Origin of the sequence: Marinospirillum perlucidum, assembly GCF_003336805.1 — a bacterium.
Lineage (GTDB): Bacteria > Pseudomonadota > Gammaproteobacteria > Pseudomonadales > Halomonadaceae > Marinospirillum > Marinospirillum perlucidum.
In genome coordinates, this window is the sequence record NZ_QFWJ01000011.1 from 33,553 (window position 1) to 60,105 (window position 26,553).

21 protein-coding genes are annotated in these 26,553 nt (G+C 52.8%); 1 reads left to right on the forward strand and 20 read right to left on the reverse strand.

The features are described from left to right. Positions 1-4 precede the first annotated feature (4 nt). From DFK18_RS12510 to DFK18_RS12555, 10 genes are all read right to left on the reverse strand, one after another. A complete protein-coding gene (locus DFK18_RS12510; protein ID WP_114418610.1) occupies positions 5-445 on the reverse strand; it encodes a response regulator in 441 nt (146 codons plus the stop codon). Continuing rightward, positions 420-1,835 (reverse strand): sensor histidine kinase, encoded by a 1,416-nt coding sequence (locus DFK18_RS12515; RefSeq protein ID WP_114418611.1) that lies wholly within the window; start codon positions 1,833-1,835, stop codon positions 420-422. Before DFK18_RS12515 ends, DFK18_RS12510 begins: the two co-directional genes overlap by 26 nt. Then, positions 1,832-2,584, reverse strand: a complete 753-nt coding sequence (locus DFK18_RS12520) for a substrate-binding periplasmic protein (RefSeq protein ID WP_114418612.1) — start codon at positions 2,582-2,584, stop codon at positions 1,832-1,834. Before DFK18_RS12520 ends, DFK18_RS12515 begins: the two co-directional genes overlap by 4 nt. Next, positions 2,581-4,149, reverse strand: coding sequence for a sensor histidine kinase (locus DFK18_RS12525; RefSeq protein ID WP_114418613.1), 1,569 nt, complete (start codon positions 4,147-4,149; stop codon positions 2,581-2,583). Before DFK18_RS12525 ends, DFK18_RS12520 begins: the two co-directional genes overlap by 4 nt. After that, positions 4,146-5,561 (reverse strand): type 2 periplasmic-binding domain-containing protein, encoded by a 1,416-nt coding sequence (locus DFK18_RS12530; RefSeq protein ID WP_114418614.1) that lies wholly within the window; start codon positions 5,559-5,561, stop codon positions 4,146-4,148. The genes DFK18_RS12525 and DFK18_RS12530 overlap by 4 nt, the downstream gene beginning before the upstream one ends. Then, positions 5,558-7,546: a sensor histidine kinase gene (locus tag DFK18_RS12535; RefSeq protein ID WP_114418615.1), complete on the reverse strand. Its 1,989-nt coding sequence runs from the start codon at positions 7,544-7,546 to the stop codon at positions 5,558-5,560. Before DFK18_RS12535 ends, DFK18_RS12530 begins: the two co-directional genes overlap by 4 nt. A 106-nt stretch (positions 7,547-7,652) precedes the next feature. Further along, a complete protein-coding gene (locus tag DFK18_RS12540) occupies positions 7,653-9,302 on the reverse strand; it encodes a methyl-accepting chemotaxis protein (RefSeq protein WP_114418616.1) in 1,650 nt (549 codons plus the stop codon). Between the two features lie 142 nt (positions 9,303-9,444). Then, positions 9,445-9,834 (reverse strand): response regulator, encoded by a 390-nt coding sequence (locus DFK18_RS12545; RefSeq protein ID WP_114418617.1) that lies wholly within the window; start codon positions 9,832-9,834, stop codon positions 9,445-9,447. 12 nt (positions 9,835-9,846) lie between these two features. Next, the gene (locus DFK18_RS12550; RefSeq protein WP_114418618.1) at positions 9,847-11,640 is read right to left on the reverse strand and encodes a sensor histidine kinase; all 1,794 of its coding nucleotides are present in this window, start codon (positions 11,638-11,640) and stop codon (positions 9,847-9,849) included. Positions 11,641-11,649: 9 nt separating this feature from the next. Further along, positions 11,650-11,988: an Hpt domain-containing protein gene (locus DFK18_RS12555; protein WP_114418619.1), complete on the reverse strand. Its 339-nt coding sequence runs from the start codon at positions 11,986-11,988 to the stop codon at positions 11,650-11,652. A 181-nt stretch (positions 11,989-12,169) separates the two neighbouring features. Here DFK18_RS12555 and DFK18_RS12560 point away from each other — a divergent pair, with 181 nt between their 5' ends. Then, on the forward strand, positions 12,170-12,850 hold the full coding sequence (locus DFK18_RS12560) for a response regulator transcription factor (protein ID WP_114418620.1): 681 nt from the start codon (positions 12,170-12,172) through the stop codon (positions 12,848-12,850). An 18-nt stretch (positions 12,851-12,868) separates the two neighbouring features. Here DFK18_RS12560 and DFK18_RS12565 read toward each other — a convergent pair whose 3' ends face one another. The 10 genes from DFK18_RS12565 to DFK18_RS12610 all read right to left on the reverse strand — a co-directional run bounded on the left by DFK18_RS12565 (position 12,869) and on the right by DFK18_RS12610 (position 26,450). After that, complete coding sequence (locus DFK18_RS12565) at positions 12,869-13,945, reverse strand: HD domain-containing phosphohydrolase (RefSeq protein ID WP_114418621.1); 1,077 nt, start codon at positions 13,943-13,945, stop codon at positions 12,869-12,871. Positions 13,946-13,947: 2 nt separating this feature from the next. Further along, positions 13,948-16,308, reverse strand: coding sequence for a response regulator (locus DFK18_RS12570; RefSeq protein WP_114418622.1), 2,361 nt, complete (start codon positions 16,306-16,308; stop codon positions 13,948-13,950). A 12-nt stretch (positions 16,309-16,320) separates the two neighbouring features. Beyond that, positions 16,321-17,568: a GGDEF domain-containing response regulator gene (locus DFK18_RS12575; protein WP_114418623.1), complete on the reverse strand. Its 1,248-nt coding sequence runs from the start codon at positions 17,566-17,568 to the stop codon at positions 16,321-16,323. A gap of 75 nt (positions 17,569-17,643) precedes the next feature. Then, positions 17,644-19,542: a PAS domain-containing protein gene (locus tag DFK18_RS12580; protein ID WP_114418624.1), complete on the reverse strand. Its 1,899-nt coding sequence runs from the start codon at positions 19,540-19,542 to the stop codon at positions 17,644-17,646. After that, on the reverse strand, positions 19,542-20,858 hold the full coding sequence (locus DFK18_RS12585; protein WP_114418625.1) for a GGDEF domain-containing response regulator: 1,317 nt from the start codon (positions 20,856-20,858) through the stop codon (positions 19,542-19,544). The genes DFK18_RS12580 and DFK18_RS12585 overlap by 1 nt, the downstream gene beginning before the upstream one ends. 26 nt (positions 20,859-20,884) lie before the next feature. After that, positions 20,885-21,307, reverse strand: coding sequence for a response regulator (locus tag DFK18_RS12590; RefSeq protein WP_114418626.1), 423 nt, complete (start codon positions 21,305-21,307; stop codon positions 20,885-20,887). Next, entirely contained in the window at positions 21,304-22,617 is a 1,314-nt protein-coding gene (locus tag DFK18_RS12595) for a sensor histidine kinase (protein ID WP_114418627.1), read from the reverse strand. The genes DFK18_RS12590 and DFK18_RS12595 overlap by 4 nt, the downstream gene beginning before the upstream one ends. Beyond that, positions 22,611-24,740: an ATP-binding protein gene (locus tag DFK18_RS12600; protein WP_114418628.1), complete on the reverse strand. Its 2,130-nt coding sequence runs from the start codon at positions 24,738-24,740 to the stop codon at positions 22,611-22,613. The genes DFK18_RS12595 and DFK18_RS12600 overlap by 7 nt, the downstream gene beginning before the upstream one ends. Positions 24,741-24,919: 179 nt before the next feature. Next, complete coding sequence (locus DFK18_RS14775; RefSeq protein WP_114418629.1) at positions 24,920-26,008, reverse strand: methyl-accepting chemotaxis protein; 1,089 nt, start codon at positions 26,006-26,008, stop codon at positions 24,920-24,922. Positions 26,009-26,078: 70 nt separating this feature from the next. Continuing rightward, positions 26,079-26,450 (reverse strand): DUF3135 domain-containing protein, encoded by a 372-nt coding sequence (locus tag DFK18_RS12610; RefSeq protein ID WP_114418630.1) that lies wholly within the window; start codon positions 26,448-26,450, stop codon positions 26,079-26,081. Positions 26,451-26,553 lie beyond the last annotated feature (103 nt).

Below are 26,553 nucleotides of genomic sequence, written 5' to 3' on the forward strand. Positions count from 1 at the left end.
TTGTTCACTTTTCCGGGCGCTTGACCAGTTTAAACCAGTAGTGTTCAAGTTGTTGAACCTGTTCAATAAAATCATTGATATCCACTGGCTTGACGATAAAACCGGCAGCGCCCAAATGGTAGGAAGACTGGATATCGGTTTCTGCTTCTGAAGTCGTTAAAACCACCACGGGGATGGATTTAAGGGCTTCATCAGCCTTGATCTCACGCAAAAATTCCTGGCCATTCATGCGTGGCATATTCAGATCCAGCAGGATTAGATCGGGGCGTTCAGCCTGGGTGAAGGGCGGCTGCCGACGCAGGTACTCGAGTGCTTCCACACCATCACGCACCTCGTGAAGATCGATCATGACCCGACCTTCTTCAAATGAAAGGCGAACCAGATGAGCATCTGCAGGTTCGTCTTCTACCAGCAGGACTTTAAATAGCGCTTGTTGACTCGGCATCCTTCTCTCCCTCCTTAGCAGGCAGATCTAAAACCACTGCGGCCCCTTGTGTCGGAGAATCCACAAAAGCCACCTGGCCGTGATATTGGATCACCAGTTTCTTGACCAGTGCCAACCCCATGCCGGTGCCCGGATAGGCCGAAGAATTGGGAACCAGACGGGTAAAAATATCAAAAACTTTCTGGCGGTATTCAGGATCAATGCCGGGACCATTATCCACCAATCGAAGCCGGGTGGTCTGCTCATCCCCATCAATATATAAATCGATTTCCAGCACCGGCTCCAGCGAATACTTTAGGCAATTGTTGATCAATTGCACAAAGATTTCTTGCAAGCGTCTTGCAGAAAAATAAACGCCATAATCTGCATCCTGATGTATACGTATACGGGCACTGCCGAGTTCTTCTGCCAAGCTGGAACAGGCCTGGTCAAAGACTTGGCGTGGATCCAGCTGCTCAGCGGGCAGGTGCAACTGATCCAGAGCCAGATAAGCTTGCACATCACGCACCAGATGACTCAAGCGCAATGCCTGCTCCTGAATAAAACCCAACGCGGGATCTTCTTCGCTGCCCGCCTGGGTCACTGGCGTTTTTGTTTGCAAACGCTGGGCATAGATGGCCATGCGTCGAACCGGCTCCTGAAAATGATGAGCCATGACTTCATTCAAGCGCGCCTTTTCCTCCTGGGAAGCCTGCAATGATGCCGTCAACTCGTTGAACGCACGAACCACCTGACCGATTTCATCTCTTTCGTGACCGGGCAAATACTTCAGCGGTTTGAGCTCTTCGCGCTCTCTACGCTGATCCAGGGCTTGAGCCAACTGGCTGAGCGGACGGGTCAATAACTGCTTGGCAATGGCCAGAAGCACAAAGGCCAAGACTACATTGCGAACCAACCCGAAGAGTAACTCCCAGATCACCCTTCGAATAAAGTCGCTACCGGCCAGACCCCCGTTCAGGGTGATTCTCAGCTCGCCCACTGCCTGCCGCTCATCGGTATAATTGTTGTGCCACACCAGCGGGTGGGTAAACACCAACTCTTCACCCAGCAAATGTGCGTACCAGGGGCTTTGAATTGAAGCCCGCCGGTCGCGGTTGGCCAGCACCCGCCCACGCTCGGTGATCAGGTGGCCGGAACTGACGGCCTGAACGGCAAAAAGCCCTTCCAGCACCTCTTCAGCCAGGGTGGCATCCAGGGTATAGGCAGCCTGGGTTGCTGCATTTGCTGTTGTTTTAAGCAACTCCTGTGTGGATTCGCGAATATTTTCACGTGTCTGCTGAAAATCCACAAAGATCAATAGCAGACTCATGCCCAAGCCCAGGACAACAGCCACCAGCAGAGTCAGACGGGTATGGCGCCAGGCCAGGCTTCGTGCCCAGTCACGCATCATGAGGAAGGCTCCCCGACCCGCCAATCCGGTCCTGCCCAGGCATCCAGCACGGCTTGAATACGGCCTTGTGCACGCAGATCTTCAATGCCCTGCCGCATGACAGGCAGCAGCTCCAAGGCGCCACTTGAGCGCGAAAACTGCAGGGTGACCGGGGTTACCTGTAAAATCAGGCGGTCGCCCAGTAGCGCATCCAGTTGTCTTTTTTCCTGCAGATAGGCCAGGGACAGGCTGTTGCCGGCAATGGCATCCAGACGTCCCGCTTCCAGCATATTCAGCTGGGTTTCATAATTACGCACGGAAATCTTGTGCAAACGCTTATCCTGATCAAAACGCGGAGACAAGCGAATGCCCTGAAGCACACCGATACGTAGCCCCAGAAGATCTTCATAATCATTTAATCGAATCCCCTGGCGGGCCTGAACCACGGAACCAAAATGAAACAGCAGACCGGCATGGAGCACTTCATCATCACGATCAGGAGAGCGGATCAAATAACTGATATCAGCATCGCCCAAGGCCAGACTCTCCATGACCCGGGCATAGGGGGCCAGGCGTTTTTGCTGCTCAATTCCGGTTTCATCCTCGAGCAGGCGAGCAATATCGATCCAGATTCCCTGGAGTTCCCCTTGCTCGGGCTGATAAAACCCCCAGGGCTCGGTCTCCATGATCAGAGCGCGCAAACGTTCGGAGCTGTCAGCCCAGACAAGCCCACCAGCTAAAAGGAGACAGGCACCGAGCAAAGCTTTCATTCATCCACCTTGTTCTTTGCAGGTGCCAAGGGCAGGGTGAAGGTAAAACGACTCCCCTCACCTTTACCCTGGGATTCGACCCAGATATGGCCACCATGGCCTTCAACAATCTTGCGGCATACCGCCAGGCCGACGCCACTGCCTTCGTACTCCTGCTGGGTATGCAGACGCTGAAAAACCTGGAAAAGCCGGTCCTGCATGTTCGGCTGAATACCGATGCCCTGATCCTGCACACTGAATTCATGGCGATTTTCCAGGGTACGTACCTGAATATGAATACTGGGCGGCGTTTCACCTGCATGATATTTCAGTGCATTGCCCACAAGATTCTGGAACAGGCGGGTCAGTTCGTCATGACTGGCATAGACCTGGGGCCAACTTTCTCCCTCGATGATAATTTCAGCGCCCCGAGCTTCAATATCAGGTCGCAGATAAATCAAAGCTTCATTCAGAGCTTCACGACTAGCCAACCAGCGCCTGGGCTGCCCTTTGCGCCCGACCCGTGAATATTCAAGCAGGGAAACCAGCATTTGATCCAGACGCCGGGCACCATCGGAAGCAAAATCCATCATCACCCTGGCTTCTTCATCCAATTGGCTATCCAGGCGTTTTTCCAGAAGTTTCAAGTAGCTAGTGATCATTCTCAGCGGTTGACGCAAATCATGACTGGCGACATAGGCAAACTGCTCCAGCTCGGCATTAGAGGCCCGCAACTCAGCTGTTCTTTCGTTGACTCTTTCTTCCAGACTCGCTTGAGCCTGCTGGAGGGCTTCTTCCCGGCTTTTGATGCGGGTTTGCAGCAGATTAAAAGCCTGGGCCAGTTGCGCCAGTTCATCCTGCCCCTGATCATCCAGGGGTTGCGGACGGTTGGTCAAAGCCAACTCACGAGCCCCATCTCTTAGCAGCAGCAAACGTTTTAGAAGCCCCAGAGTCACCCAGGCTAAAAGCCCTCCCAGTAACACTAAGCTCACCAGGGCAATCCACAAAAAGAGGTGAAACTGCCAATCGCGGCGCTCAAGCAGCAGGCTGTAGATGTCCTCGGACTGCTGTTGACGCTGCCAGGAGAAAGTCTGGAAAGCATTGATTAAGTTCTGAAAACTGCTTGTTGACTGGTAAACGGAAATATCCAGCGCCTGATCAGGACGTTTCGCAGCGGCCGCTGTAAGCAGCTCGTCAAGATCCTGGCGGTAAGCCTGCCAGCCTTCTTCAAGCAGGCGTATCTGCAGGGCAGGAATAGCCGGCAACGCCTCTAGCACCTGGTGTAGCTGCTGATCAAAATCACGGCTATCCGCTTCCAGGGCAAAAGCCTGGTTGACCAGAGCAAACTCATCCCGGACCCGCACTAGAGTGACTTCTTTCTCCCGTAGCTTTAGCAGTTCTGCCTGGAGGTCATTAATTTCCACCAGAGGAATCAACTGACCATCCAGCAGGCGCTGAGTATCCCTGATGGCTTCTCGCAGGCTACTTTCGGCAAAAAAAAGCAGCATCAGCATGATGGTTACGCCCAGTAAAAAACTACTGATCAGACGAAAGCCCAATCCCTGGTGCCAACGTGGAGCTTTCACTGGGCCACTCTCCTTGCTTGCTGGTCCTGTGCCCGATCAGGCAGGATCTCTTGTTCACGGCTGATCTGCTGCCAGGCCGCTTCGATTCTCTGAAGAGTCACTTCCTCACTGAGATGCTGCTCTATCGCTTCGGCAAGCAGTTGGTTAAAAGCCTCAATGTAAAGCCCACTGCCTTCCTGATCCAATGCCGGATTCACGGTGTTAGGCAGGCTGGTAGCTATGGCATCCAGAGTAGCCTGGCCGTAGACTGCAGCCAGCTCCGGGGCTTGTAAATGCGATTCGCGAAAAGGATCGGCAAAACTTCGGGTCAAAACCAGTCCTTCTTCGGAAACATCGGCAGAAGTAATCCAAAGTGCATATAGCAGCGCCAGCAGGGGGTAACGGCTTTGGGCCGGAATCACCAAATTATTGCCAAAAGCCAAAACCGAAGAGCGAACCAGGGATTGGTTATGGTAAACACCGGGCAAAGGGTGCACAGAAAAACGGTCAGAAATGGGCAGAGGCCGATTACGGAACAACTTGCTGGCAGCGGGAGTGATCATCAGGGCATAAGCCTGTCCCTTATAAAAATAGGGTAAGGCTGCATCATAACCGGAGCCAGCTAAGCGCACGCTGTCAGGAGTCATGTCCAGTGTTGCCAGATAGCTGGATAGAGCTGCCTGCCCTGCCGGGGTATTGATTCTCGGGCGCCCCTGGTCATCAAACAAACGCGTATCCGGCCAGCTAAAAGCCATAAAGCGCGCCAGCCAGAAGGGCCAGGCCAAGTGGGGGTCACGTAATTCCACACTACCCCAAAGCCCTTGTTCCGGGCGGTGAAAGAAACTGACCTGGTCCTGGTATTCTTGCCAGGTCTGCGGTGCCTTGAGGGGGTAGCCAAAACGTGCCTGAAAGGCGCTTTTCTCTTCGGGATCATCCAGCAAATCCTGACGCAGGTACAACAAAAGCAGATCAGCATCACCCGGCACGGCTAACCGCTGGTCATGAAAAACCGTTTGCGCTTCACCCAGGAACCAGTCTTCATCTTCGGGATAAAACCCCAATTCAGCATAGAAGTCGTTAAGACTCAGAATCAGACCCCGGGAAAAGAGATCCGGGTATTCCTGATTACGGGCAACCAGCAAATCAACCTGGCCATCTCTTTGCAGGGCTTCACCAGCCGTTTGCTGAGGCATCAAACGAATATCCAGCAAGATGCCTGTAGCCATTTCCCAGCGTTCTTTCAGTGCCTGGTCTGCTCCAAGAAAATAAGCCTGATTACCTTCTTTGACCTGAAGGTGTAAACGTGCTTCCTGCGGCAGTCGGCCACTGGCTTGCAACTGGCGAACCTGCTCTAGCAGGCGATCGTAAGGCGTTGAGGCCTGAGCGATGGACAGCCCCCAACCCAGTACCAGAGCCAAGACTACCCGGATCATTCTTGGGGCTCCTTATTGGTACTGGCCAAGGGTAAATCGATCACCACAGCCAAACCTCCAAGCCTACTAGACTCAAGGAAAAGCTTCCCCTCCATCTGTAGCACCAGTTTTCTGGCCAGAGGCAAACCCATGCCCAGTTGACGTCCTTTGATTTCATCCAGGTGAACCATCAGATCCAGGGCCTGCTCATACTGATCCGGGTGCAGACCCACCCCGTTATCGCTGAAAGTTACTTCCAGACGATCACCCAGACAGCGTGCGGAAATTTCAACCCGCAGCGAACCTTCACAGTGACTATGCTGCCAAGCATTGTTAAGAAGCTCTTTGACGAGGCGTTGAAGTTTACGCTGCGGGCCTTCAATCTCAGGCCAGGGGGTGGCGACCAAGGTGACGTATGAACGAAGATCGACCACCAGTTCATCCGAAGCCAGCAGATTTTCGATCAATTGGGGCAAAGACAATTTCTTGGGAGGCTCCAGGTAGCTTCCCGCTTGCATGTAGGTTTGAATCGATTGCACCAAAGCACGCAGGTAGCTGGCCTGTTCGCGAATAAAATCGATTGCCTGGCGTGAACGGTAACCGACTTGCAGACTGGAATCCTGGCGCAGCTGATCGGCAAAAATCATCAGGCGACGTGAGGGTTCCTGAAAATGATGAGCCATGATGTAGTTCAGGCGTTCTTCTTCTTTTTTGGCTGCTAAGAGTCGAGCTTCTTCCTGGCGCCTTGACGTTATATCTTCATTGATGCCGACCAGTTGCTCTACTTCACCATCCTGCCCTCGAATAATCCGGGCATGGTTACGAATCAAACGTAATTTACCGTCAGGCCGCCTGATCCGAAATTCATCTTCAAAGTCTCCACCGCTCTCAAGATAGCGGCTTAATTTGCTGTAAATCCGCTCTTTTTCACCGGGCAGGAGGGCTGCTTCCCACTCTTGATTGGTTCCACTAAAGTGAGCCGGATCCTGTTGAAAAATACTGAACATGCCAGCATCCCAGTGTATTTCACCGGTTTTAAGGTTAAGATCCCAGATTCCCATACCCGCTGCCTGAGTGGCCAATTGCAAGCGCTCACCGGCTTCAGCCGCATCGCGGCGCTTTTCATTCAATTGCATCTGTTGCAGCAACAACTGTCGGGTAAGCCGGAAAGTGAGCCAAGCCACCAGCAACCCGATCAAGATACAAGCCACTAGCAAGAGTGACCAAAGCGGGGTGGCAGTAACCGGACGCAGAGCCAGCTGCCATTCACCATCCAGGGCTCGAACCGCCATTTTGAGTGTGCTCGGGCTGGAGAAGAAATCATCCGAACCCAGAAAGGTCGCCCCGTCTGATCCCTGGCCATCTTGTCCACGGATGGCGAGGTCTCCTTGATCCAGCAAGGCTTGGGCACCAGATTTTTCAAGCAGATATTCCAGGCGAATGGCGGTTCCAACAGTACCCCAGTAGTCACTGCCTCCATCAGCAAGGTTAATAAACACTGGCACCCGGTGAATGATCGCTGAACCGCCCTGGACTAAATCAATGGGGCCTGCCAGCACCGGACGGCGAGATTGTTTTAAAAGATCCAGTGCCCGGGCCTGTTCAGGTATCGCAGCCAGGTTCAAACCGTGGGTGGAGCTGTTTTCAGCGACCGGAAAATTCCAGAGGATAATATTATCCGGTGCCAAAGCCATATTACGGATCATGGGGTGACGAGCCAGCAGTTGCTCTGCCAGAGCCTGGAAGCGAGAGAAATCCAAATCACTAACCGGTTGGCTGGCAATATAAAAACTGAAACTGGCCGAAGCATTACTGGCCTGATTGAGGGTGGATTCCAGCCGACTGCGCACCTCGGCGAGCTTGCGCTCTTCCTGTGACAGAAGATTGCTTTTGAAGAGGCTCAGTAGCAGGAAGAGTAGTAAAAAGGTGATAAGACCTGAAGCCAAACCACTAAGAAGAGGGAGGCGCCTTTGCAAGGCTTCCATTTTTTCAAGCCAAGAATTCAAGCTGTTCACCTGCCCCTGATAAAGTTAATCCAACAAGGCTGCTACCCTTTTCATCAGAGTAGCAGCCCTAGCTCAGCAGAAAGCAGGTTGGGTGACTCTTAACCTGTCAATCCACGTAAACCTTGAACTGTCGACGCAACTCATCCAGCACTCGGGTAGTGCCTTGTACATGCTGACTGGCAACATGTGCCTGTTCAGCCTGAGCCGCATTACTATCAGCCAGATTAGCAATGCCTTCGACGGTTTCAGCCACCTCTCTTGCCGCCAGGGTCTGCTCACGCAGCACCTGCTGAATATCTTGGGTAGCTTCCACCACGCGCAGGGTCTGCTGCTGGATATCAGCAACCGACTGGCCAGCATTTTTGGCTTTTTCCACGCCCGATTCCACCTTCTCGACGCTGGCCTGCATCTCATCGGCAGCCGCTTCTGTACGCTGCTGAATCTGAGTCACCATGTCGGTAATCTCTACAGTAGACTGAGCGGTGCGCTCGGCAAGATTGCGGACCTCATCGGCCACCACGGCAAAACCGCGACCGTGTTCACCGGCCCGCGCAGCTTCAATGGCTGCATTCAACGCCAACAGATTTGTCTGTTCGGCAATCTCGCGAATGGTGGAAACGATCTGACCGATACTGGCAGACACGGCTTCCAGTTCTTTCAGTTGGGCCGCAGATTCTTTGACGGTATCGGCAATAGCAGCAATTTCCTGGGTACTAGCATAGACTGCCTCGGCACCGGAGCGAGCTACCTCACCGGCATTTTGAGAAGCCTCATGAGCATTATCCGCATTGTGACCGATCTGCTCTACCGAAGCGGTCAATTCTTCCAAAGCCGCCGCCATGCTTGCCGATGCAGAGGATTGCTCTTGCGCTCCGCGTGAGGTTTCCTCGCTGGCGCTGAGCATTTCTTCTGCTGACTGTTTCAAGCTTTTGGCCGACTGGGTCATCTGGAAAGCGATTTCAAACAGGCGATTGCGCATTACCTGTACGGCATTGAAGACGCTACCGATTTCATCCTGATGTCCCATAGGTGCCTCGGCCACCAGGTTTCCCGAACCGATTTCGCGAGCGGCGCGAACCAGTTTGTTCAAACGACTGGACTGTTCCCTTAACACCAACCACTGCCAGACAAAAGCCACGCCCCCAAAAACACCCAGGCTGGCCAGCATGGGCAGAAGAACCGCTTCAGTTTGCGCGTGCTTGGTGACCATCCATTGCCAGCCAGCAACTCCCGCCAGGGCAAAAAAGAGGAAAAATAAAGGCAATAAAGCCGTCACCGTAAGACTCAGGTTACTGTAGCCGTGTTTGAAACGTGCAACCAGACCGGGCAGATGGTAGCCACCGGAAAGGCGATCACTGCTGCCTTCACGCATACGCTTGTACAAGGCTTCAGCGGCACTGACTTCTTCACGGGTCGGACGCAGACGCACACTCATGTAACCGCCATCAGGACGTGGAGTGGCAGTAGCCTTAACCCAGTAGTGGTCACCATTTTTACGCCGGTTCTTAACCAGCCCCTGCCAGGCCCTGCCTTGCTTCAGGGTTGCCCACATGTCGCGAAAGGCTTCCTGGGGCATATCCGGGTGACGGATAATATTGTGGGGTTTGCCAATCAGTTCTTCCCGGGTAAAACCGGCGTATTCGACAAATTCATCGTTAACGTAGGTGATCTGACCCTTGGTGTCAGTATGAGAAATAATCGCGCAATCCTGGCGCACTGGATATTCATTCTGGGTGACAGGCTGATTATTGCGCATCTGCTGCGACCTCTTTCCCGCTAAGTGTTGTATTCAATTTATACCTACCTTGTCCATTTATCATACTAACGTCCCTATTGTAAAAATAAAACAACCACTTAACAAAATACTTCCAGTGTTAACAATTCTTGAAACAATCACGTTACATTTGTTTTGACGCGTCGAACAAGGTATGCAACTGGCTTGCCAGGTTGACCGGATTAAAGGGCTTTTCAATCAAACCCAGAATGCCTGGCTGTTTCCAGGTTTCCGGATAATCAGCACTGACCTTGGCCGTCAAAAGAACAGCAGGCACCTCTGCCAACTCGGGATCCTGACGGGTCAACTGGAAAAACTCCAGGCCTGTCATACCCGGCAGCATTACATCGAGCAAAAAAAGATCGGGTTTAAAGGCTGCGGCCTCCTGTTGGGCAATTTCAGCCGATTCCACCAGGCAAACCTCCAACCCACCCAGTTTTGCTAATGCCATCTGCACCAGCATACGGATATCGGGATCGTCTTCAACACAAAACACTCTGCGCAGCTCTACCACGGGCTAACTCCATCAACTTTCTTCTGTTGTCGACAATCCATACCTGGGCAGCTCCAAATAAAAACAACTGCCCTGATGTGGCAGGGAACTAAAACCCATACGCCCTTGCATAGCGGCTACGAGCTCGCGGGTAATGGACAGGCCCAAACCGGTTCCCCCATGGCGGCGGCGATCGGAAGCATCGGCCTGGGCAAAGCGCTCAAAAACCCGGGATTGAAACCCCAGAGGGATACCTTCACCTTCATCTTTGACACTGATACGTACCCATTCATCTTTATCAGTAGAAACCTGGATACTCACCCGAGTACCTTCAGGCGAGAATTTAACCGCATTGGAAAGCAGGTTATTCATGACCTGCTGCAAGCGTGCGTAATCGACCTTGACCTGGATATCCTCAGCGGCCATTTCTAAATCCAGCTCGATTTGTTTTGCCTTGGCCTGAGGAGAAAAATCACACAAGACTTCATCAAGAATCGGCTTAAGCGATTGCTGACGCATCTCCAGTCGCAAGCTTCCGCGCGCCAGACTGGCCAGATCCAAGAGGTCGTTTACCAGGGCCAGCAAACGCCCGGTATTGCGCTCGGCAATACTCAACATTTCTTCGCGTTCAGGCTCACCCAGTTGAGCTGAAGTCAGTAAGGAAAGACTACCCTGAATCGAAGTCAAAGGGGTGCGTAACTCGTGGCTCACCAGGGAAATAAATTCTTCCTTCATGCGATCCTGACGGTCGCGCATCTGCTCCAGCGCATTAAAGGCCTGCAATAACTGACCGATTTCATCTTGACGCTGGATGGCGAAGGGCTGCAACCCCCCGCCCTGGTTTACTGCAGTATTGATCTGGGCGATAGCCTGGCGCACCGGTCGCAGTAAATAATGCACCAGGTAAATGGTCAAGCAGCCCATGATCACCAACATCAAGAGCGTCAAAAGCAGATACTGGCTAATCAGGTTACGAACCGGCATCAACACTGCTCGCTCCGAAGCCAGTTTAACCACCAGCCAGTGCATGGGCTCCATATATTCGTTGACAAAGATCCAGGCCTCACCCTGTTCATCCTCGAGAGTACCCCGCGAAGTCGAGTCCAGAAGGCGATCCAACAAAGGCTCGGCACCCGGCTCCGGCAGAGGCTGTAACACCTGATCGGGATTACTCGAAGCAATATAAAGCCGGTTAATCGGATCCAGCACCAGCAGACGGCTGTCCTGGTCCTGCATTTCTTCACCCAGCCGCTTGAAAAGTGCTTCTTCACGCAGATCAGTACTGGCGACCAGCAAGCCGACCAGTTCTTCCCGTTCATCAAAAATCGGGGCAGCCATCACATACATGGGGCGACGGGTTTTGGCACCAATTAAAAGGGAGCTGATGACAGAGGTTTTTTCAGTCAAGGAACGACTAATAAAGGAACGAAACGAGTAGTCGGTCCCTACCCGTCCGGGAAAGACCGGCTGATCTATCAGAACGACACCTTCAGGATTCATCACCGAAAGATCGCTGAAGCCACTGCCAACTTGTGCTGCTTTAAGGTGTTCTCGGATACTGGCAAGGGGCAACAAACCTTCTACATCGGCCAAACGGTCAGCATGGGCTTCGACCCAGCGCAGACGTGTTTCCAGGTTCTGCTCGATCCGTTGCACGACCAGCCTTATCTGCTCCTGCTCACGCTTTAAAAACAGGCTACGGTATTCATTCTCGAAATAGGCTTTGACCAGAATAGCTGACAAGACAGTAATGATGATAAAACAGCCAGCGAGCAACAAGCTGAGACGTTTTTGTAGTGACCAGTTGCGTGGATGAAAGGCAGCCATGAACAACCCTTAAGCCCCGGCTGCCAGCTCATCAAGGCGTTGAATCAAAGCCGAGACCAAGGCATCAAGATGGGCAGGGTCCAGAGGCGAGCTGTCACTGCCTTCTTGTACCCGGGGGCGCAAATAACGCTCCACCTCTCTAGCCTGCTGACTCAACTCTGGCAGTTGATAGCTGCCGGCCGCCCCGGTCAGGTTATGAATCTCAGTATGCAGCGCCTTCAATAGCGGTTCGGTAGATGAAGAGGGAAAAGCCTGCAGGTATTCATCCAGGCTGGTTCGCATACGTTCACCCCTTTGAGGTAAACGACTGATAAAACCACGCTGTAATTGCAAAAATTCTTGTTCCATGCCGACCTTCTAATGAGTTGACCGCCTTGAGTGTAATACTTTATCTCGCCCTGATCCGTTTTTTTGCCCTACGGCTTAAAACAAAAAAGTTGAGCTAATACCATCTGATACATTTTGCCCGTCAGGAGAAAACCTGATAATTTAAAGCGATATATCACTTTACTCATAATGAAAACCTTGCATGCCCCAAGTTGCGATTATTGAAGATGATCAGGATCAAGCCCGCCTGCTGGCCAGCTGGCTGCACAACTATGGCTACCAGGCCACCCTCTTTGTATCGGCCGAGATTTTTCGCGACAGCTATCAGCCTGAAAAATTTGATCTTCTCCTGATCGACTGGCTGCTGCCCGGCATGAGTGGCCTGCAATTAATGAAAAAGTTGGCTGACGACCCTGAACGTCCACCCACCATTTTTCTGACCTCCCTGGATGGTGAGGATGATCTGGCCGAAGCCCTGCATTCCGGTGCCGATGATTTTATTTCCAAGCCCATCAATAAAACCATTTTGATGGCCCGGATTCGCGCGGTCACCCGGCGCGCCCAGGCTTCCAATTCAAAAAACCGTAACTTCGAACCGCTGGAACTGGATGCCGCTCATTTTCAGCTGGGCTTTGCCGGTCAGAAGCAGCGCCTGACACCGGCTGAATTCCGTTTGATGCAACTCTTTGTTCATTCCGAAAGCACCCTCTTTAGTCGTGAAGAGCTGGCCGATAGTATCTGGGGCGATGTTCACAAAGCCCAGGAAGGCCGAGCACTGGATCTTTTAATCAGCCGCCTGCGCAAAAAACTGGCGGCTTTTGATCCCAGCCCCGGCCAGGTGGTCAGCCACTATGGTCAGGGCTATGCCTTCCAGCGCGCTTAACAACCACCAACCTTCTCTTTAAGCTGGCTGGGGCTGGCCCTGTTCTTCCTGGGTATATTCCTGGCGTATCGCCAGCAGCTGAGGCAGGCATTTTTGAAAATGCTCGACCACTTCCGGGTCAAAATGCTGGCCTGACTCCGAAACGATTAGATCAACTGCACTCTTGATGCTCCAAGCCTGCTTATAGGGTCTGGCCGAGGTCAGAGCATCAAAGACATCGGCCACGGCCGCAATACGCGCTGCCTGGGGAATGGCTTCGCCGGCCAGGCCTTGGGGGTAGCCTTCACCATTCCATTTTTCATGGTGCCCCAGGGCAATGTCTTGGGCCATTTTGAACAGGGGCGCTTCCACGCCTTTAAGCAGGTTGGCCCCCAGACGTGCATGTTCTTTCATGACACTGTATTCAGCGGCTGTCAGCTTGCCGGGTTTTTGCAGGATGGCATCAGGAATGCCGATTTTGCCGATATCGTGCATGGGGCTGGCATTGAGCAAAAGTTCGCACTCATCTTTTGACCATCCCAGGCTGGCAGCCAGAATCGCAGAATAGCGGCTCATACGCAGGATATGATCCCCGGTTTCGTTATCGCGAAACTCGGCAGCCTGACCCAGGCGTCTGACTACTTCCAGACGGGTTCTTTCCAGCTCACAGGTTCTTTTACGCACTTCTTCTTCAAGAAAAGCTTTCTGGTCCCGCAACAGACAATGAGCCTGATGGACCTCTATCAGATTGGCCACACGCATCAAGAGCTCATGCTGATCAAAAGGCTTGCTCAGGTAGTCCCTAGCACCCAGCTTAAGTGCTTTAAGCAGACAATCCCTTTCCTGCTGGGCTGTCAGGATCAGAACCGGAGGCAAGAGGGGGTCATCCAGTGTCTGCAGTTGTTCCAGCACTTGAAAACCGTCCAGATGCGGCATATTCAAGTCCAACAGAATGACATCCGGACGCTGGCGTTGGTAACTCTTCATCACCTGGCGCGAGTCCTGGATAACCTCACAGCTGACGTAGCCTTCTCTAGCCAGTATTTTCTGCAGCAGTTTGAGGTTAGCAGGTTCATCATCCACCAATAGCAGATGAGCGGTTTGTTTATTCAACATGCTTATTTAATTTCCTTGATACTGTCCACAGAAGTCCTGCCCGGTTCAAAAACCTCCTTCACGGGTAACTCCACCCAGAACACCGATCCCAATCCCATCTGGCTATTCACACCCAGCTGCCCTCCCATTTGCACAACCAGCTGGCGGCTGATGGTTAAACCGATCCCCGTGCCCTTGATGCCACGCGCTTCAGCATCCAGGCGATTGAAGGGTTGGCTTAATTCCTCCAGATATTGCGGAGCTATGCCTGGCCCGGTATCTTCAATTTGTAAACGCAGCCAGCCAGCTTGGGGAGCCCAGGTGGAAACGATCACCTGGCCACCCTCACGGTTGTATTTGATGGCATTGGATAACAGGTTGATCAAAACCTGCTTCAAACGGAAAGGGTCGGCAAAAATCACCTCCTGTTCTGAGAGGAGATTTTCCAGAGTTACCTGGGTCTCGCTGGCTTCTCCTTGCAGCAAGCGCAGCGCCTCGGTCACCAGGGGGTTGAGCGCAACCTCCTGCAGAGACAAGCGCACCTTGCCTGCTTCCACCCGGGCCAGATCCAAAACATCATCCAGCAATTGCTGTAAATGCTGACCGGCCTTTAGAATTTCATTGACACTGTCTTTTTGGTCTCCGCTCAATTCCCCCTCATACTCCAGCATCTGGGCAAACCCCAGAATGGCATTCATGGGCGTACGGATTTCATGGCTTAGATTGGAAAGAAAATTGGATTTGGCCTTACTGGCTCTTTTGGCCAGATCCCGGGCTTCCCGGGTGGCCTGGTGATCCCTTGTGCGCCCCAGTGCCAGCAGAAGTTGTTGAGCTAGCTGATCCTGCAGATGCAGCTCTTCTTCCAGAAATTCAGGCGCACTCGGCTGTAGGCAAACCAGGATTTCCAAGTGTTCATCCTCACCATCCAGACCTTCCAGGGTTTTCTCCACGCGATGAGCCAAGGGGGTGAGTACAAAATCCTCGCTGGTGTAGGTCTGACCCTGATAAGTGATACACACACCGGTCAATTCCGGCAGTTGCCAGGCCGCGGGAATACGATCAGCAGCAGTTTGCAGCAATTGCGCTTCATCCTGAGAAAAATCTGTCATCAGGTAGAGGAGGTCACTCAAACAGGCAAATTCCTTAAGGCGCTTGCCTCTCTCCCAGGCCAATTGTCGCTGCCATTCCTCCGTATTCTTGAGTTCCTGTTCTACTTCTTTCTGGTGGGTAATATCGGTACGGATAGAAACGTATTCGCGGATTTGCCCGTTTTCATCAAAGAAGGGGGTAATCGTGGATTCCACCCAATAAAGGCGACCATCCTTGCGTCGGTTGCAGATTTCACCCTGCCAGACCAGACCAGCACTCAATCGCCGCCAGAGATCCTGATAAAACTCCGGGGGGTGTTGACCGGATTTCAAAAGGCGGTGGTCCTGCCCCAGCAGCTCTTCCTGAGAATAACCGGAAATCTGGCAAAAACGCTCATTGACGTAGATAATTTCACCCTGGCGATTAGCCACGCTGACAATGGCATGGCGATCCAGGGTTTCCTGCTGTTGCTGGCGCAATTGATAGAGTTGACGCATCTCCCGATAGCGTTCATCCAGACGCTCACTTAAGCGCCGACTGCGTCTGACACGCTCGGCTCTGGAGCGCAGAATGCCGGTCAGGTAGCGATCATCGACCGGCCGAATCAGAAAATCATCGGCCCCATAGCTAAGTGCTTCTTCCTGAAGATCGGCATCCTCTTCATCGGCCAGAAAAACCAACGCCGCCTGCTGCAGCCCCTTGTATTCGTATAGAAGCGCGGCCAATTCCGGCCCGGTCATCTCCGGCAGGCGGGCATCCAGCAGCAGGACTTCCGGCTGCCATTGATCATAAAGATTTAAAAAATTAGAGCTGGATTCACAGCATTTAACCTGCATACCCTGACTTTCAAGCTGACCCAGCGTCGTTTCGGCCACCGCAGCATCGGATTGCATGAGGAGTACCCGATAGGACCCGGGCATTTCCAGTAATTTTTCTATTCGCTGGATTAGAAGATCACTATCTAAAGGCTTGGAGAAATAAGCCGAAGCTCCGGCTCGATGCGCAGCCAGACGAGCTTCCAGATCGTCCCTGGCCGACAAAAAGATCAGTGGGTAATGACTGCCTGTCTGGTGGATATCCGCCATGACCTGGCTGCCAGCCAGCTCACCTTCAGGAAACATCTGATCCATGATAACCACGAGTGAACGCTCACCGGCATCCCGGGCAAACTGCTGGAAGGACAGGGTATCGTTGAAAACCCGGGTGGAATAACCGCGTTTATGCAAGCGCAGCTTCAAGAGGTTAGCCTGGTCTTCATCGTCATCAACAATACAAATCAAAGGGTTAGAATCCAATTTTACACCTGTTTATCTTTCCAAAGCTGTTAGTAAATAACGCCCTTTACCGGCCCTTTTGGCCTCATACATCTTTTTATCCGCCTGGCTGATTATTTGATCCTTGTCACCGGCCAACCCGGTGAAGAGGGCTCCACCAATACTGGCCCCCAGCTGCGCTTGGCCAGCTTTCAACGTCAGAGGGGAGTCCAGACAGGCCAGCAGCTTTTCAGCGACCAGCGCAGCGAGTTCAGGATCGGGTAAGGAGGAAAGCAGCACCACAAATTCATCCCCGCCCAGGCGTGCCAGAAAATCCTGTTTACGTAAAACCCGACGTAATCTCTGGGCAACCTGTTGCAAGGCTTCATCCCCAGCCTCATGACCCAAGTCATCGTTAATAGGCTTGAAACCATCCAGATCAATAAACAGCAGGGCATGTTCTTCAGGGTGAGCTAGATCCAGTAGCTGCTGAAGGTGCTCGAGGAAAGCAGCCCGGTTATATAAACCGGTCAGGGCATCATGCCAGGCCAGATACTCAATCTTCTTCCTGGCTTTCTCTTCTTCAGAGACATCCTTGACCAAACCAATAAAGAGACTCCCCTCAGGCTGATTGATTTCGGTAATGGCTAGCTGCATGGGAAAAATCTCACCGTTTTTGCGTCTACCCTGCACACGACGACCGCTACCGATCACCCTCGGCTTGCCTTCCTTAAGGTAACGGCTGAGATAGCCATCATGTTCTTCCGCGTAGGGGCTGGGCATCAGCAGTTTGACGTTGCGGCCTCGGCATTCAAAAGCGCTGTAACCAAAAATCTGTTCAGCTGCTTTATTAAACTGTTCGATCAACCCGCGGCTGTTAATCGTAATAATCCCTTCATAGACATGATCCAAAACACCCGCCAGGCTCTGTTGCAGGGTTGAGATGCGTTGAAAAACATCGATGCGTGCTTGCAAGACATCAAAATCGATCGGCTTGAATAAATAATCATCCGCACCCGCCTTCAGACCTTCCAGCATGCCATCGCGGCTATCCAGAGCCGTCAAGATGATAATGGGCGTCCAGGTATGGGGTTCCAGTTCACGAATCAACCGTGTGGCTGTTGCACCATCCAGTTCCGGCATGATGCCGTCCATCAGTATCAGATCAGGTTGATGCGCCTGATAAGCATCCACGGCAGCTCGACCATCCAGCACGTGGATGACTTCATGGCCTTTTTGAGCCAGGGTTGCTTTGACCGGTGCGGCGGTAGTGCGGGAATCATCAGCAAGGAGTATCAGCATAGTTCATCCTGTGTTTTTTAACAGGCTAGCAAAACTCCCCTTTTTAGAAAGTAAAAAGGTAGGCAGAATCAGCGTTCAATCGCTCTGATTGTTACTCTTGGATACACTTGCACCCGGCAGATAAAAATAAAAACAGCTGCCCTGGCCTTCACCCGCAGATTCCACCCAGATTTCACCGCCGTGTCTTTCCACGATCTTGCGGGCCACCGCCAGCCCCACACCGGTGCCTTCATATTCGCCACGCGGGTGTAAGCGCTGGAAGACCTTGAAGAGGCGATCTTGCTGGCCAGGGTCGATTCCCAGGCCCGCATCACGAATATAAAAGCGCCAGCCCTCCCGAAGCGGTTCAAACCCGATTTGAATCCGTGGCGGCTGACCCCGGAGGGTATATTTGATGGCATTACTCAAAAGATTTTGCCAGAGACGGGTATATTCATTGCTACTAACGACTAGCTCTGGCCAGTGGTCACTCTGGATTGCAATGTCTGCCTGGCTGGCCTGAATATCCGGTTGCAGGAACTGCAGGGCTTCATCCAGCCCCCGGCGGCTGGACATGCATTCTTGCGGCTCGCCCTTGCGACCGACACGCGAATACTCCAGCAGCGAGAGCAGCATCTGATCCAAACGGGTGGCGCCACCCCGGGCAAAGTCCAACAACTCACGGTGGCGGTCGTCCAGCTTCGGTCCCAGCCCTTTTTCCAGCAGCTGCAGATAGCTGTTTACCATACGCAGCGGCTGGCGCAGGTCATGGGAGGCCACATAGGCAAACTGTTCCAACTCGGCATTGGAGGCTGCCAAGGCTTTTTGCTGCTCCTGCAAATGCTGGCGGGCCTCTTCTTCACGGGTAATGTCGGCAGCAATGCCTGCCATACGCTCCAGTTCTCCGCGTTCATTAAGCACCGGGTAATTGCGGGCGTGAATCCAGCGATGACTGCCATCCGGCCTGATAATGCGATAGGTCTCGTCAAAATAACCCTGGGCTTCGGGAAGGTGACTAAAGGCCGCCTGAACACGGGGCAGATCCTGCGGATGAATGCTTTCCAGAAAGCTGTCGGGCTGGTCGTAAAGACTCTGGCAACTGCGCTGCCAGATGCTTTCATAGGCTGGGTTGATATAAAGCATTTCCCTGGCTGTTCTGACCCAGAAAACCACCTCGGTGTTTTCGGCCAGCTGGCGAAAACGCAACTCGCTTTCTTCGACCTGGGCCTGGATCTTTTTGCGCTGGGTCGTTTCAAAAATATAGCCGTGCCAGAGACAACCACCGTCAGGCAGCCGCTCCGGGGTGGCCTGCCCCTCGACCCAGATTTCGCCTTTTTGCGGGTGTTGCACCCGGTATTCATCCTGCCAGACTTCCAGGCTCTCGGCAGAAGCCGCAATACTGGCCGCTACTCGCGCCTTGTCTCTGGGGTCCAGCACTTGAAAAACCGGTTCGGCTGTCTGTTTAACGGCTTCGGGCGTTGTACCATAGATCGTGGCAATGCCCGGGCTGGCATAGGGAAAGGAAGCCTGTCCCTGAGCATCAACCCGATACTGGTAGACTACGCCGGGCAGTTGTGCCGCCAGCTTTTGGCTGGAAGTAAGAAGCTCCTGGATTCTCGCTTCAGCCTGACGATGCGGCGTCAGATTCTGCCAACCACCCAGAAGGATGCGTTGATGACGGCACTGAAACTCCGTCAGAGTAACCTCCAGAATCAGCACCTCCCCCTGACGGGTCAAATGCTGCCATTCAAAACGCACCCAGCCCTGCTCTGCCAGAGCATTCAGATGGCGACTGACCATCTCGCTAGAGGGCCCACCATCAGCTTGTAACGGGGGTGATATGGCCTCGGGGCGTTTACCCAGCAATGCCTCTTTGGAATCCATGCCCAGAAGATCCAGCACAGCCTGGTTACAATCCAAAAAGCAGCCTTCTTCCATCAGGAAAACTGGCGAGGGGAGTTTTTCAAAGGCACGTGCCAGATCGACAGGATGCATCAGTTGATCACCTTGGAAGGCTCATAGTGGACCAGCTTAATCTTGTTCTTACCGCCTTTTTTAGCGGCATACATGGATTCATCGGCCAACTCCAGCAAGTGCTCACCATCAAATTCACGACAGAAAGTCAGGGCACCCCCAATACTGGCCGACACGCTGAGGAGTTGATCACGCCAGTTAACCGCCTGGCTGATAGTCTGACGACAGGCTTCGAGCAGGTCATAGAGCTGTTCTTCCCCGCCATGCTCCATTTCCACCAGAATGGCAAATTCGTCACCCCCTAGCCGCGCCAGGGTGTCTTCTTCACGAATCAACTGTTGCATTCGCTCGGCGACAGCGACCAGAAGCGCATCGCCGGCGACATGGCCATGGGTATCATTGACCGGTTTGAAGCCATCCAGATCCAGATAAATCACGGCCTTCAAACCAGCATGACGTTTGGCGCGGATCTGCATCTGTTGAAGACGCTCATTAAAGAGAGTGCGATTGCCCAACCCCGTCAAGGGGTCACGATAGGCCAGGCTTTCCACCCGATTCTGGGCTTCTTTTTGCTGGGTGATATCACTGAACAGCCCCACATACTGAAGAGTATTGCCGGCAGCATCTTCAACCCGGGTAATGGAATAGCTGGCGACAAAAAGGCGACCATCCTTGCGGCGATTCCAAAATTCACCTTCCCAGTGCCCCTTGCCATTCAAGGTTTTCCAGAAATCCTCGTAAAAGGCAGCATCATGGTGACCCGAACGTAAAATCGTTGGCGTTGCACCCAGAACTTCTTCTGCAGAAAAACCTGTAATCCCGGTAAAGGCCTGGTTGACCGAGATAATCCGATCCTCGGCATCAGTAACTATAATCGCTTCACGCGAGTGCTGGAAAACGGTATAGGCCAGACGCTCATGGGCATCGCGTTGATGACGGATGAGGGCATAGCGCACGGCCTTGCGCAGTATCCAGGCCTCCACCCCCTTGGTGAGGTAGTCTTCAGCCCCGGATTCTAGGGCAATATTGGCCGCTTCGACGTCATCCAGCCCGGTCAATACCACAATCGGCACATCGCGAAAATACCCCCGACAGCGGCTGACGGTTTCCGCGCCCGTGGAATCAGGCAGGTTTAAATCCAGCAGGATGACTTCGGGCAAAAAGGCTTTGGCACGACAAAGCGAATCGGCTTCTTTCAGGCTGGTCGCAGTGCGAACTTCAAAGGCATCCTGGGTTTTTTCCTGCAATTGCCAGTCGATCAGAAAGGCCTCGTCGGGATCATCCTCGATCAATAAGACATTGAGGTTGGGTAAAGCGGAGTTGTTTGAAAGTGTCATGATCAGCGACTCCTGCAAGTAAACACTTAAACCGCCAACTGGGGCAGGCGTACCAACTCCAGCCAGTAATTTTCCAGCCCTCTCAAGGCCTGAATAAAATCATTCATATCCACGGGCTTGGTCAAAAAACCCACGGCACCCAGGGCATAAGCCCGGTTTATATCCTCGCTGGAACTGGAGGTGGTCAAAACCACGACAGGCAGCGGTTTAAAGCAATCCTGCTGTTTCATTTGCTGTAAAAACTCAAAGCCCGACATCCGTGGCATGTTCAAATCCAGCAGAATCAAATCCGGTGTCTCGCCTTGCTGCAGACGTTCCAGAGCCTCCTGACCATTCTGACAAACCTCGACCTCCAGCAGAAAACGGGCTTCTTCCAGGGCCATGCGTGTCAGAAAAGCATCGGCTTCATCATCGTCAATTAACAGCAAACGAAAGTCCTTTTTGCTCATTCAGGCTTTTCCTCTTTGGCCAGGGGTAATTCCAGTCGAAAGCAGGCCCCTCCCAGGTGCTTGGCTGCAACCAGAGTCAACTGGCCACCGCCTGCTTGTATCAGTTTTCTGGCCAGAGCCAGCCCCATGCCCGCTCCGGGATGGGTGGCCACGGGTACTAAACGGGTTACGGGTTCAAAAACCTTGTCGCGGTAGCTTTCGGGAATCCCTTGGCCGGCATCTTCAAGATCCAATAAAAAGTAACCATCTCGGATTTGCCCGGTTAGTTGTAACTGCAGCCCTTCGGGCGTTTGACCATAAGCCTGGGCATTTTCCAGGAGAATCGCCAGTACCTCCTGCAGGCCTCGTTCGGAAAAAGCCACACGCGGCCAGGGATGACCGACCACTTGCCAGTGCACCTTTTTTTCCTTTGCCAGCTCGCTCAGTAAGTGGGTCACCAAGGCCTCGACATCCAGCGGTGATGACTTAAAAGCTAGGCTATCCAGCTCCAGGTAGCGTTGCATCCCCTGTAGCAGCGCTCTTAAATAAGCTGCCTGCTGGTGAATAAAACGCATGGCCGTGGTTTTGAGTTCCTGATTGCCAGCTTCCAGGGCTGTTTCCAGTTGCCCGACAAAGCTGCTGATCCGCCGGACCGGCTCCTGAAAATGATGGGCCATCATCTGATTGATATGAGAGAGCTCTGTATTCTGGGCGTTGACCTGAACCAGCAGCTGTTCTTTTTCTTTGGACAGCTTGCGCAGATAAAAAAGCCCCAGAACCAATGCCAGGATAAACAGCATTTGAACCGCCAGGGCGAGTATAAACATATTTTTCTGGCGCTCCTTGGCCTCGGTCAAGGCTTGGGTTTGCAAGTCCACCTGCTCTTCCAGTTGCGCGTGGTAATACCAGAGGTGCTCGCCCGAGAGTCTTTCACGGCTTAAGTCCTGGATGACGGAAACCAGAAACTGGCCCTCGGCAAATTCATAGGGTGCCGAATGAACACTGACGGTTTTTATCCGGCCATCAGCCAAGCGATGGCGGAAAATGAAGAAATCCCGCCCGCCTTCAGTCGCTCGCTGGCGTTCATCTTCCACCTGCTCTGGAGTCAGGGTATTGATCTCTTGAATCTGCATCTGCGCGAGCTGCTCAGGCGTATAGCCATAGAAGTCAGCCGCTGCCGGGTTGGCTGCTAAAATCTGCCCACTGCTTGGATCAATGATCAGCATCTTACTGGGCTGGCGTTCAAAAAAGGTGGCAAAATCCAGAGCCTGAGTCGCAGCCTGAACCGCACCAGTCATTAAAACCAGCAATAACAAAAGACGGGCTAGCATTCCTGGTCCTCGCGCAAATCGGTCGGCCAAGTAAAATAAAAACAACTGCCCTGGCCTTCACCTTCAGATTCCACCCAAATACGTCCACCGTGTCGCTCGACGATCTTGCGCGCCACAGCCAGGCCAACACCCGTGCCTTCGTAATCGCTACGGCTCTGCAAGCGTTGAAAAACCTGGAAGAGACGATCCATCTGGTCTGGATCAATACCCACGCCATTATCCCGGATGCTGAAAAGCCAACCGCCTTCTGCAGGTTTGACGGCCAGCTGAATTCTCGGCGTTCGATCCGCTGGCGTGTATTTGATGGCATTACCGATCAGATTCTGCCAAAGGCGGGTGTATTCATTGCTACTCGCCAGAATCACTGGCCAGTCACCGCTTTGAATCTCTATCTCGGCCTGGCGTCGCTGGATATCCGGTTGCAGGAACTGCAGGGCTTCATCGATACCCTGGCGGCTGGGCAGGCTTTGTTGAGGTTCACCCTGACGACCCACACGGGAATACTCCAGCAGGGAAAGCAGCATTTGATCCAGACGGGTCGCACCACCCCGGGCAAATTCCAACAGTTGCTGATGGCGCTCATCCAGTTGCTCGCCCAGGCCTCTTTCCAATAGCTGAAGGTAGCTGTTGACCATCCGCAGCGGCTGGCGCAAATCATGGGAGGCAGCATAGGCAAAGTGCTCCAGTTCATTATTGGAGGCCTCCAATTCCTGGCTGTTGGCTTCCAGGGCCAGAAAGGCTTCCTGCTGGGCCGTGATATCCAGGTGGGTACCGGCTATCCATTCCGGCTCCCCTTCGGGAGTGCGAGAAACAACTCGTCCGCGATCCAGCACCCAGATCCAGTGGCCGTCTTTATGCAGCATTCGGCAACGGGCTTCGTAGTAATCCTTTTTTCCGGAAAAATGTGCCTCCAAAGCCTGACCGGATTTTTCCAGATCACGGGGATGCGCCAGCCTCTCCCAGGTGTGAATATTGACCGGTTGCAGTTCTTCCAGGGTATAACCCGCCATCTCAGCCCAGCGCTGGTTAAAGCGGGTTTCACCTGTTTGTAGATTCCATTCCCAGGTACCGACCCCGGTACCCCAGACGATGTTGCTCAAACGCTGGCGTTCCTCTTCCAACTGCAGTTGATAGCTGTTCACTGCTGCAAGATTTTTACGCATCAAGTGAGTAACCAGAAAGCCCGCAGAAAATAGAAGCAAGGCCAGCCAGATAAAAATCCAGGTCTGGTCATACCAGCTGGCCATATAATGACTGCGGGCCAGGGAAACCTGGGTATAAAAGGGAAAATCCTCCATGACCTGAAAATAACCCAGACGCTCGACCCCATCCGTGGAAGCGGTATATTCCAGACTGCCCCGAGTCTGGCCCTGGGTGATCCTCTGGCGAATCGGGTTGTCTTCGGGTAGAGGGCGGTTGAAATCCGTGCGATCAAAAACCGGATAGCGAGCCAGCAGGATACTGGAATCAGAGCGGCGCAACAGGCTCACACCACCCTCGCCCACCTCGATATCGGCTAAAATATTTTGGATGCGGCCCAGATTAAGTGGCGCATTGATACTCCCCAGAAAGCGGCCTTCACCATCTTCCAGTCGGTGGCTGATTACCAGTATCTGCTCACCGTTGGCCCGCGAGCGGATCACTCCGGAAAAAGCAAGATGCTCATCGTCCTTTTCCTGAACCCGATGAAAGTGAGGACGGTCGGCAATGCTCATGCTGGTGGGGCGCTGTCTGGGAGCCAGGCTGCTGACATAAAGACGCCCCTGGTGATCAAAGATATTCAGGTAGTCAACCAGGGGGAAGCTGGCGACCAGCCGTGCCAGGGAGGTCTGAAGCTGGCGATAGCTTTGCAGATCCATCTCGCGCAGGCTTTCTTCATCCTGCACCTTGTCGGCTGCATAATGAAGCAGATTACTCACCCGCATCAGATCAGCATGCAGATGAGCATCCAGAAGACCGGTCAGGTTACGCACCTCGGTTCGAGCCTGGGCCTCAGACTGGCGATATTCAAAAACCTGAACCAGCCCCATGATCAAATAGACCAGAAGCAGGACCAGCCAGATAATCCTGGGTTTGAGCCAGAAGCGCGAGGCTAACAAAGAGGGCTGGATAGCAGAGGACATAGATACCTTTCCTTAATCACCCACTAGAGGCTAACAGCTTTCCCTGGAATACCAACAAAAAGGCAGGCGAAATTATATTCGCCTGCCTTTTTTTGATACATTTTGACTAGATTAGTGACACCTTTCAATCGCAATAAAACCCAGCTTAACAAAGCCTCTGCTTTTAAACAAACACTTGATTAGCCGGTAATTTCTGCCTGTAGCCGATCGATCAGTTCCACCACCTGATGGCTGGCATCTTCCATGGCTTCCAGGGCTGCCACCATGGCTTCCTGATCCCCTCGGCTACCAGCTTCCAACGCCTGATTGCCATAGTCATGCACGGATTTGTGGGGGATGTTCAAATCGCGAAAACTTTGCAGATGCTGGTAATGCCTGGAACCATAGCCTTCAAAGTACCATTTGCCTAAACGGCAGCAGGTATGATCACCCAGGCGTTCACCGAAATCCCCCTGCTGAACTCGGCGGTAAACGTTGTTTTTCCAGACAGCATGATCCAGCTTGACCGTATTCAGAAAAGCATTGGTAGTGGTTTCATAGATAATCGCCTGCATTCTCTCAGAACGCTGAATCACCTCATCTACCATGGCATCGATCTGCACTGAAGAGGCCGAGACTTCTTCCGCGCCTTCCAGACTGGTGTCGATCCGCTGCTTGATAACACGGGTCTGATCACTAATCTGTTGGATCATTCTGCCAATTTGCTCACTGGCTTCCCTGGCCTTGCCTGCTAGCTGGCGCACTTCATCGGCCACCACAGCAAAGCCCCGACCCTGCTCACCGGCTCTGGCCGCTTCAATGGCCGCATTCAGGGAAAGTAAATTGGTTTGATCGGAAATTTCCTGGATCGAGGTGATCAGGTCACCTATTCCTTCAGCCTTTTCGGCCAGTTCTTCTGCCTGATGTGCACTGTCTTCAGCCTGGCTCTTAATATTGCCGGCACGCAGGTCAAGCTTTTCAACGGCTGTTCGTGTCTGAGCAAAAACATCATCCAATTGCTTGAGCGCCTTGCGCTCTTCAATCAGGGCTCCGGCACTGGCTGCCAAGCCTTCACGAATTGCTTCCAGCATATCGGCACCTTTCAAGGAGGTCGCCGTAACATCACAATGACCTTTGGAGTCCAGCGACTGATGCAAAGCCTGCTTTTCTTGCTGCTCCTGGTGCAATTGCAGTTCCAGCTCCTCCACTCGGCGCGCAAAATCCTGCTCTTGTTGTTGCAGTTGTTGCCGGAGTTGGTTCACCTCTTTTTTCAAGCCTTGATTAAACATAGACACCCTGTCTTTATTGTTAATAGTTGTTAATCCTGGCCGGAAGGACTCCAAGAGTTCATCCCAGCCTTTACACTCGGGACTGGCCTGAACCGCTAAAAGGAAGCAGTCGCCCAGGTTGTTTTGACGTCTTCGTGGCCTCTACTGACCGGTCAGAGTGACCTGCGTCAGGAAAAGCATGCAAGAGTTGATTAAGCTCCTGGAAATGCTCATGCATGAGTGCAGAAATATCCAGAGCCGCGCCCAGCCCCTTCCCTGATGCCCGGGCACGAATGGCCTGCATCTTGAAAAGCAGATAGCGGGGGTGATCCTGCCTGTCTTCAGGAATCAGATCCAGCGTCTGCTGGTTCATCTTCTGACAATAATCATCCAGGCGTCCTTCCTGGTGCATCGCAAGCAATTCATCAAAACTGGCTAAAACGGGCCATTTCCTGATCGCCATAACCTGCACCTCACAGTATCAGTTCTAGTCGTTGGCTAGTCACCAAGTAACTAAATGTTATCTGCAAAATGCTTGTACAGGAAATGTAAATGTATCTCTTTGT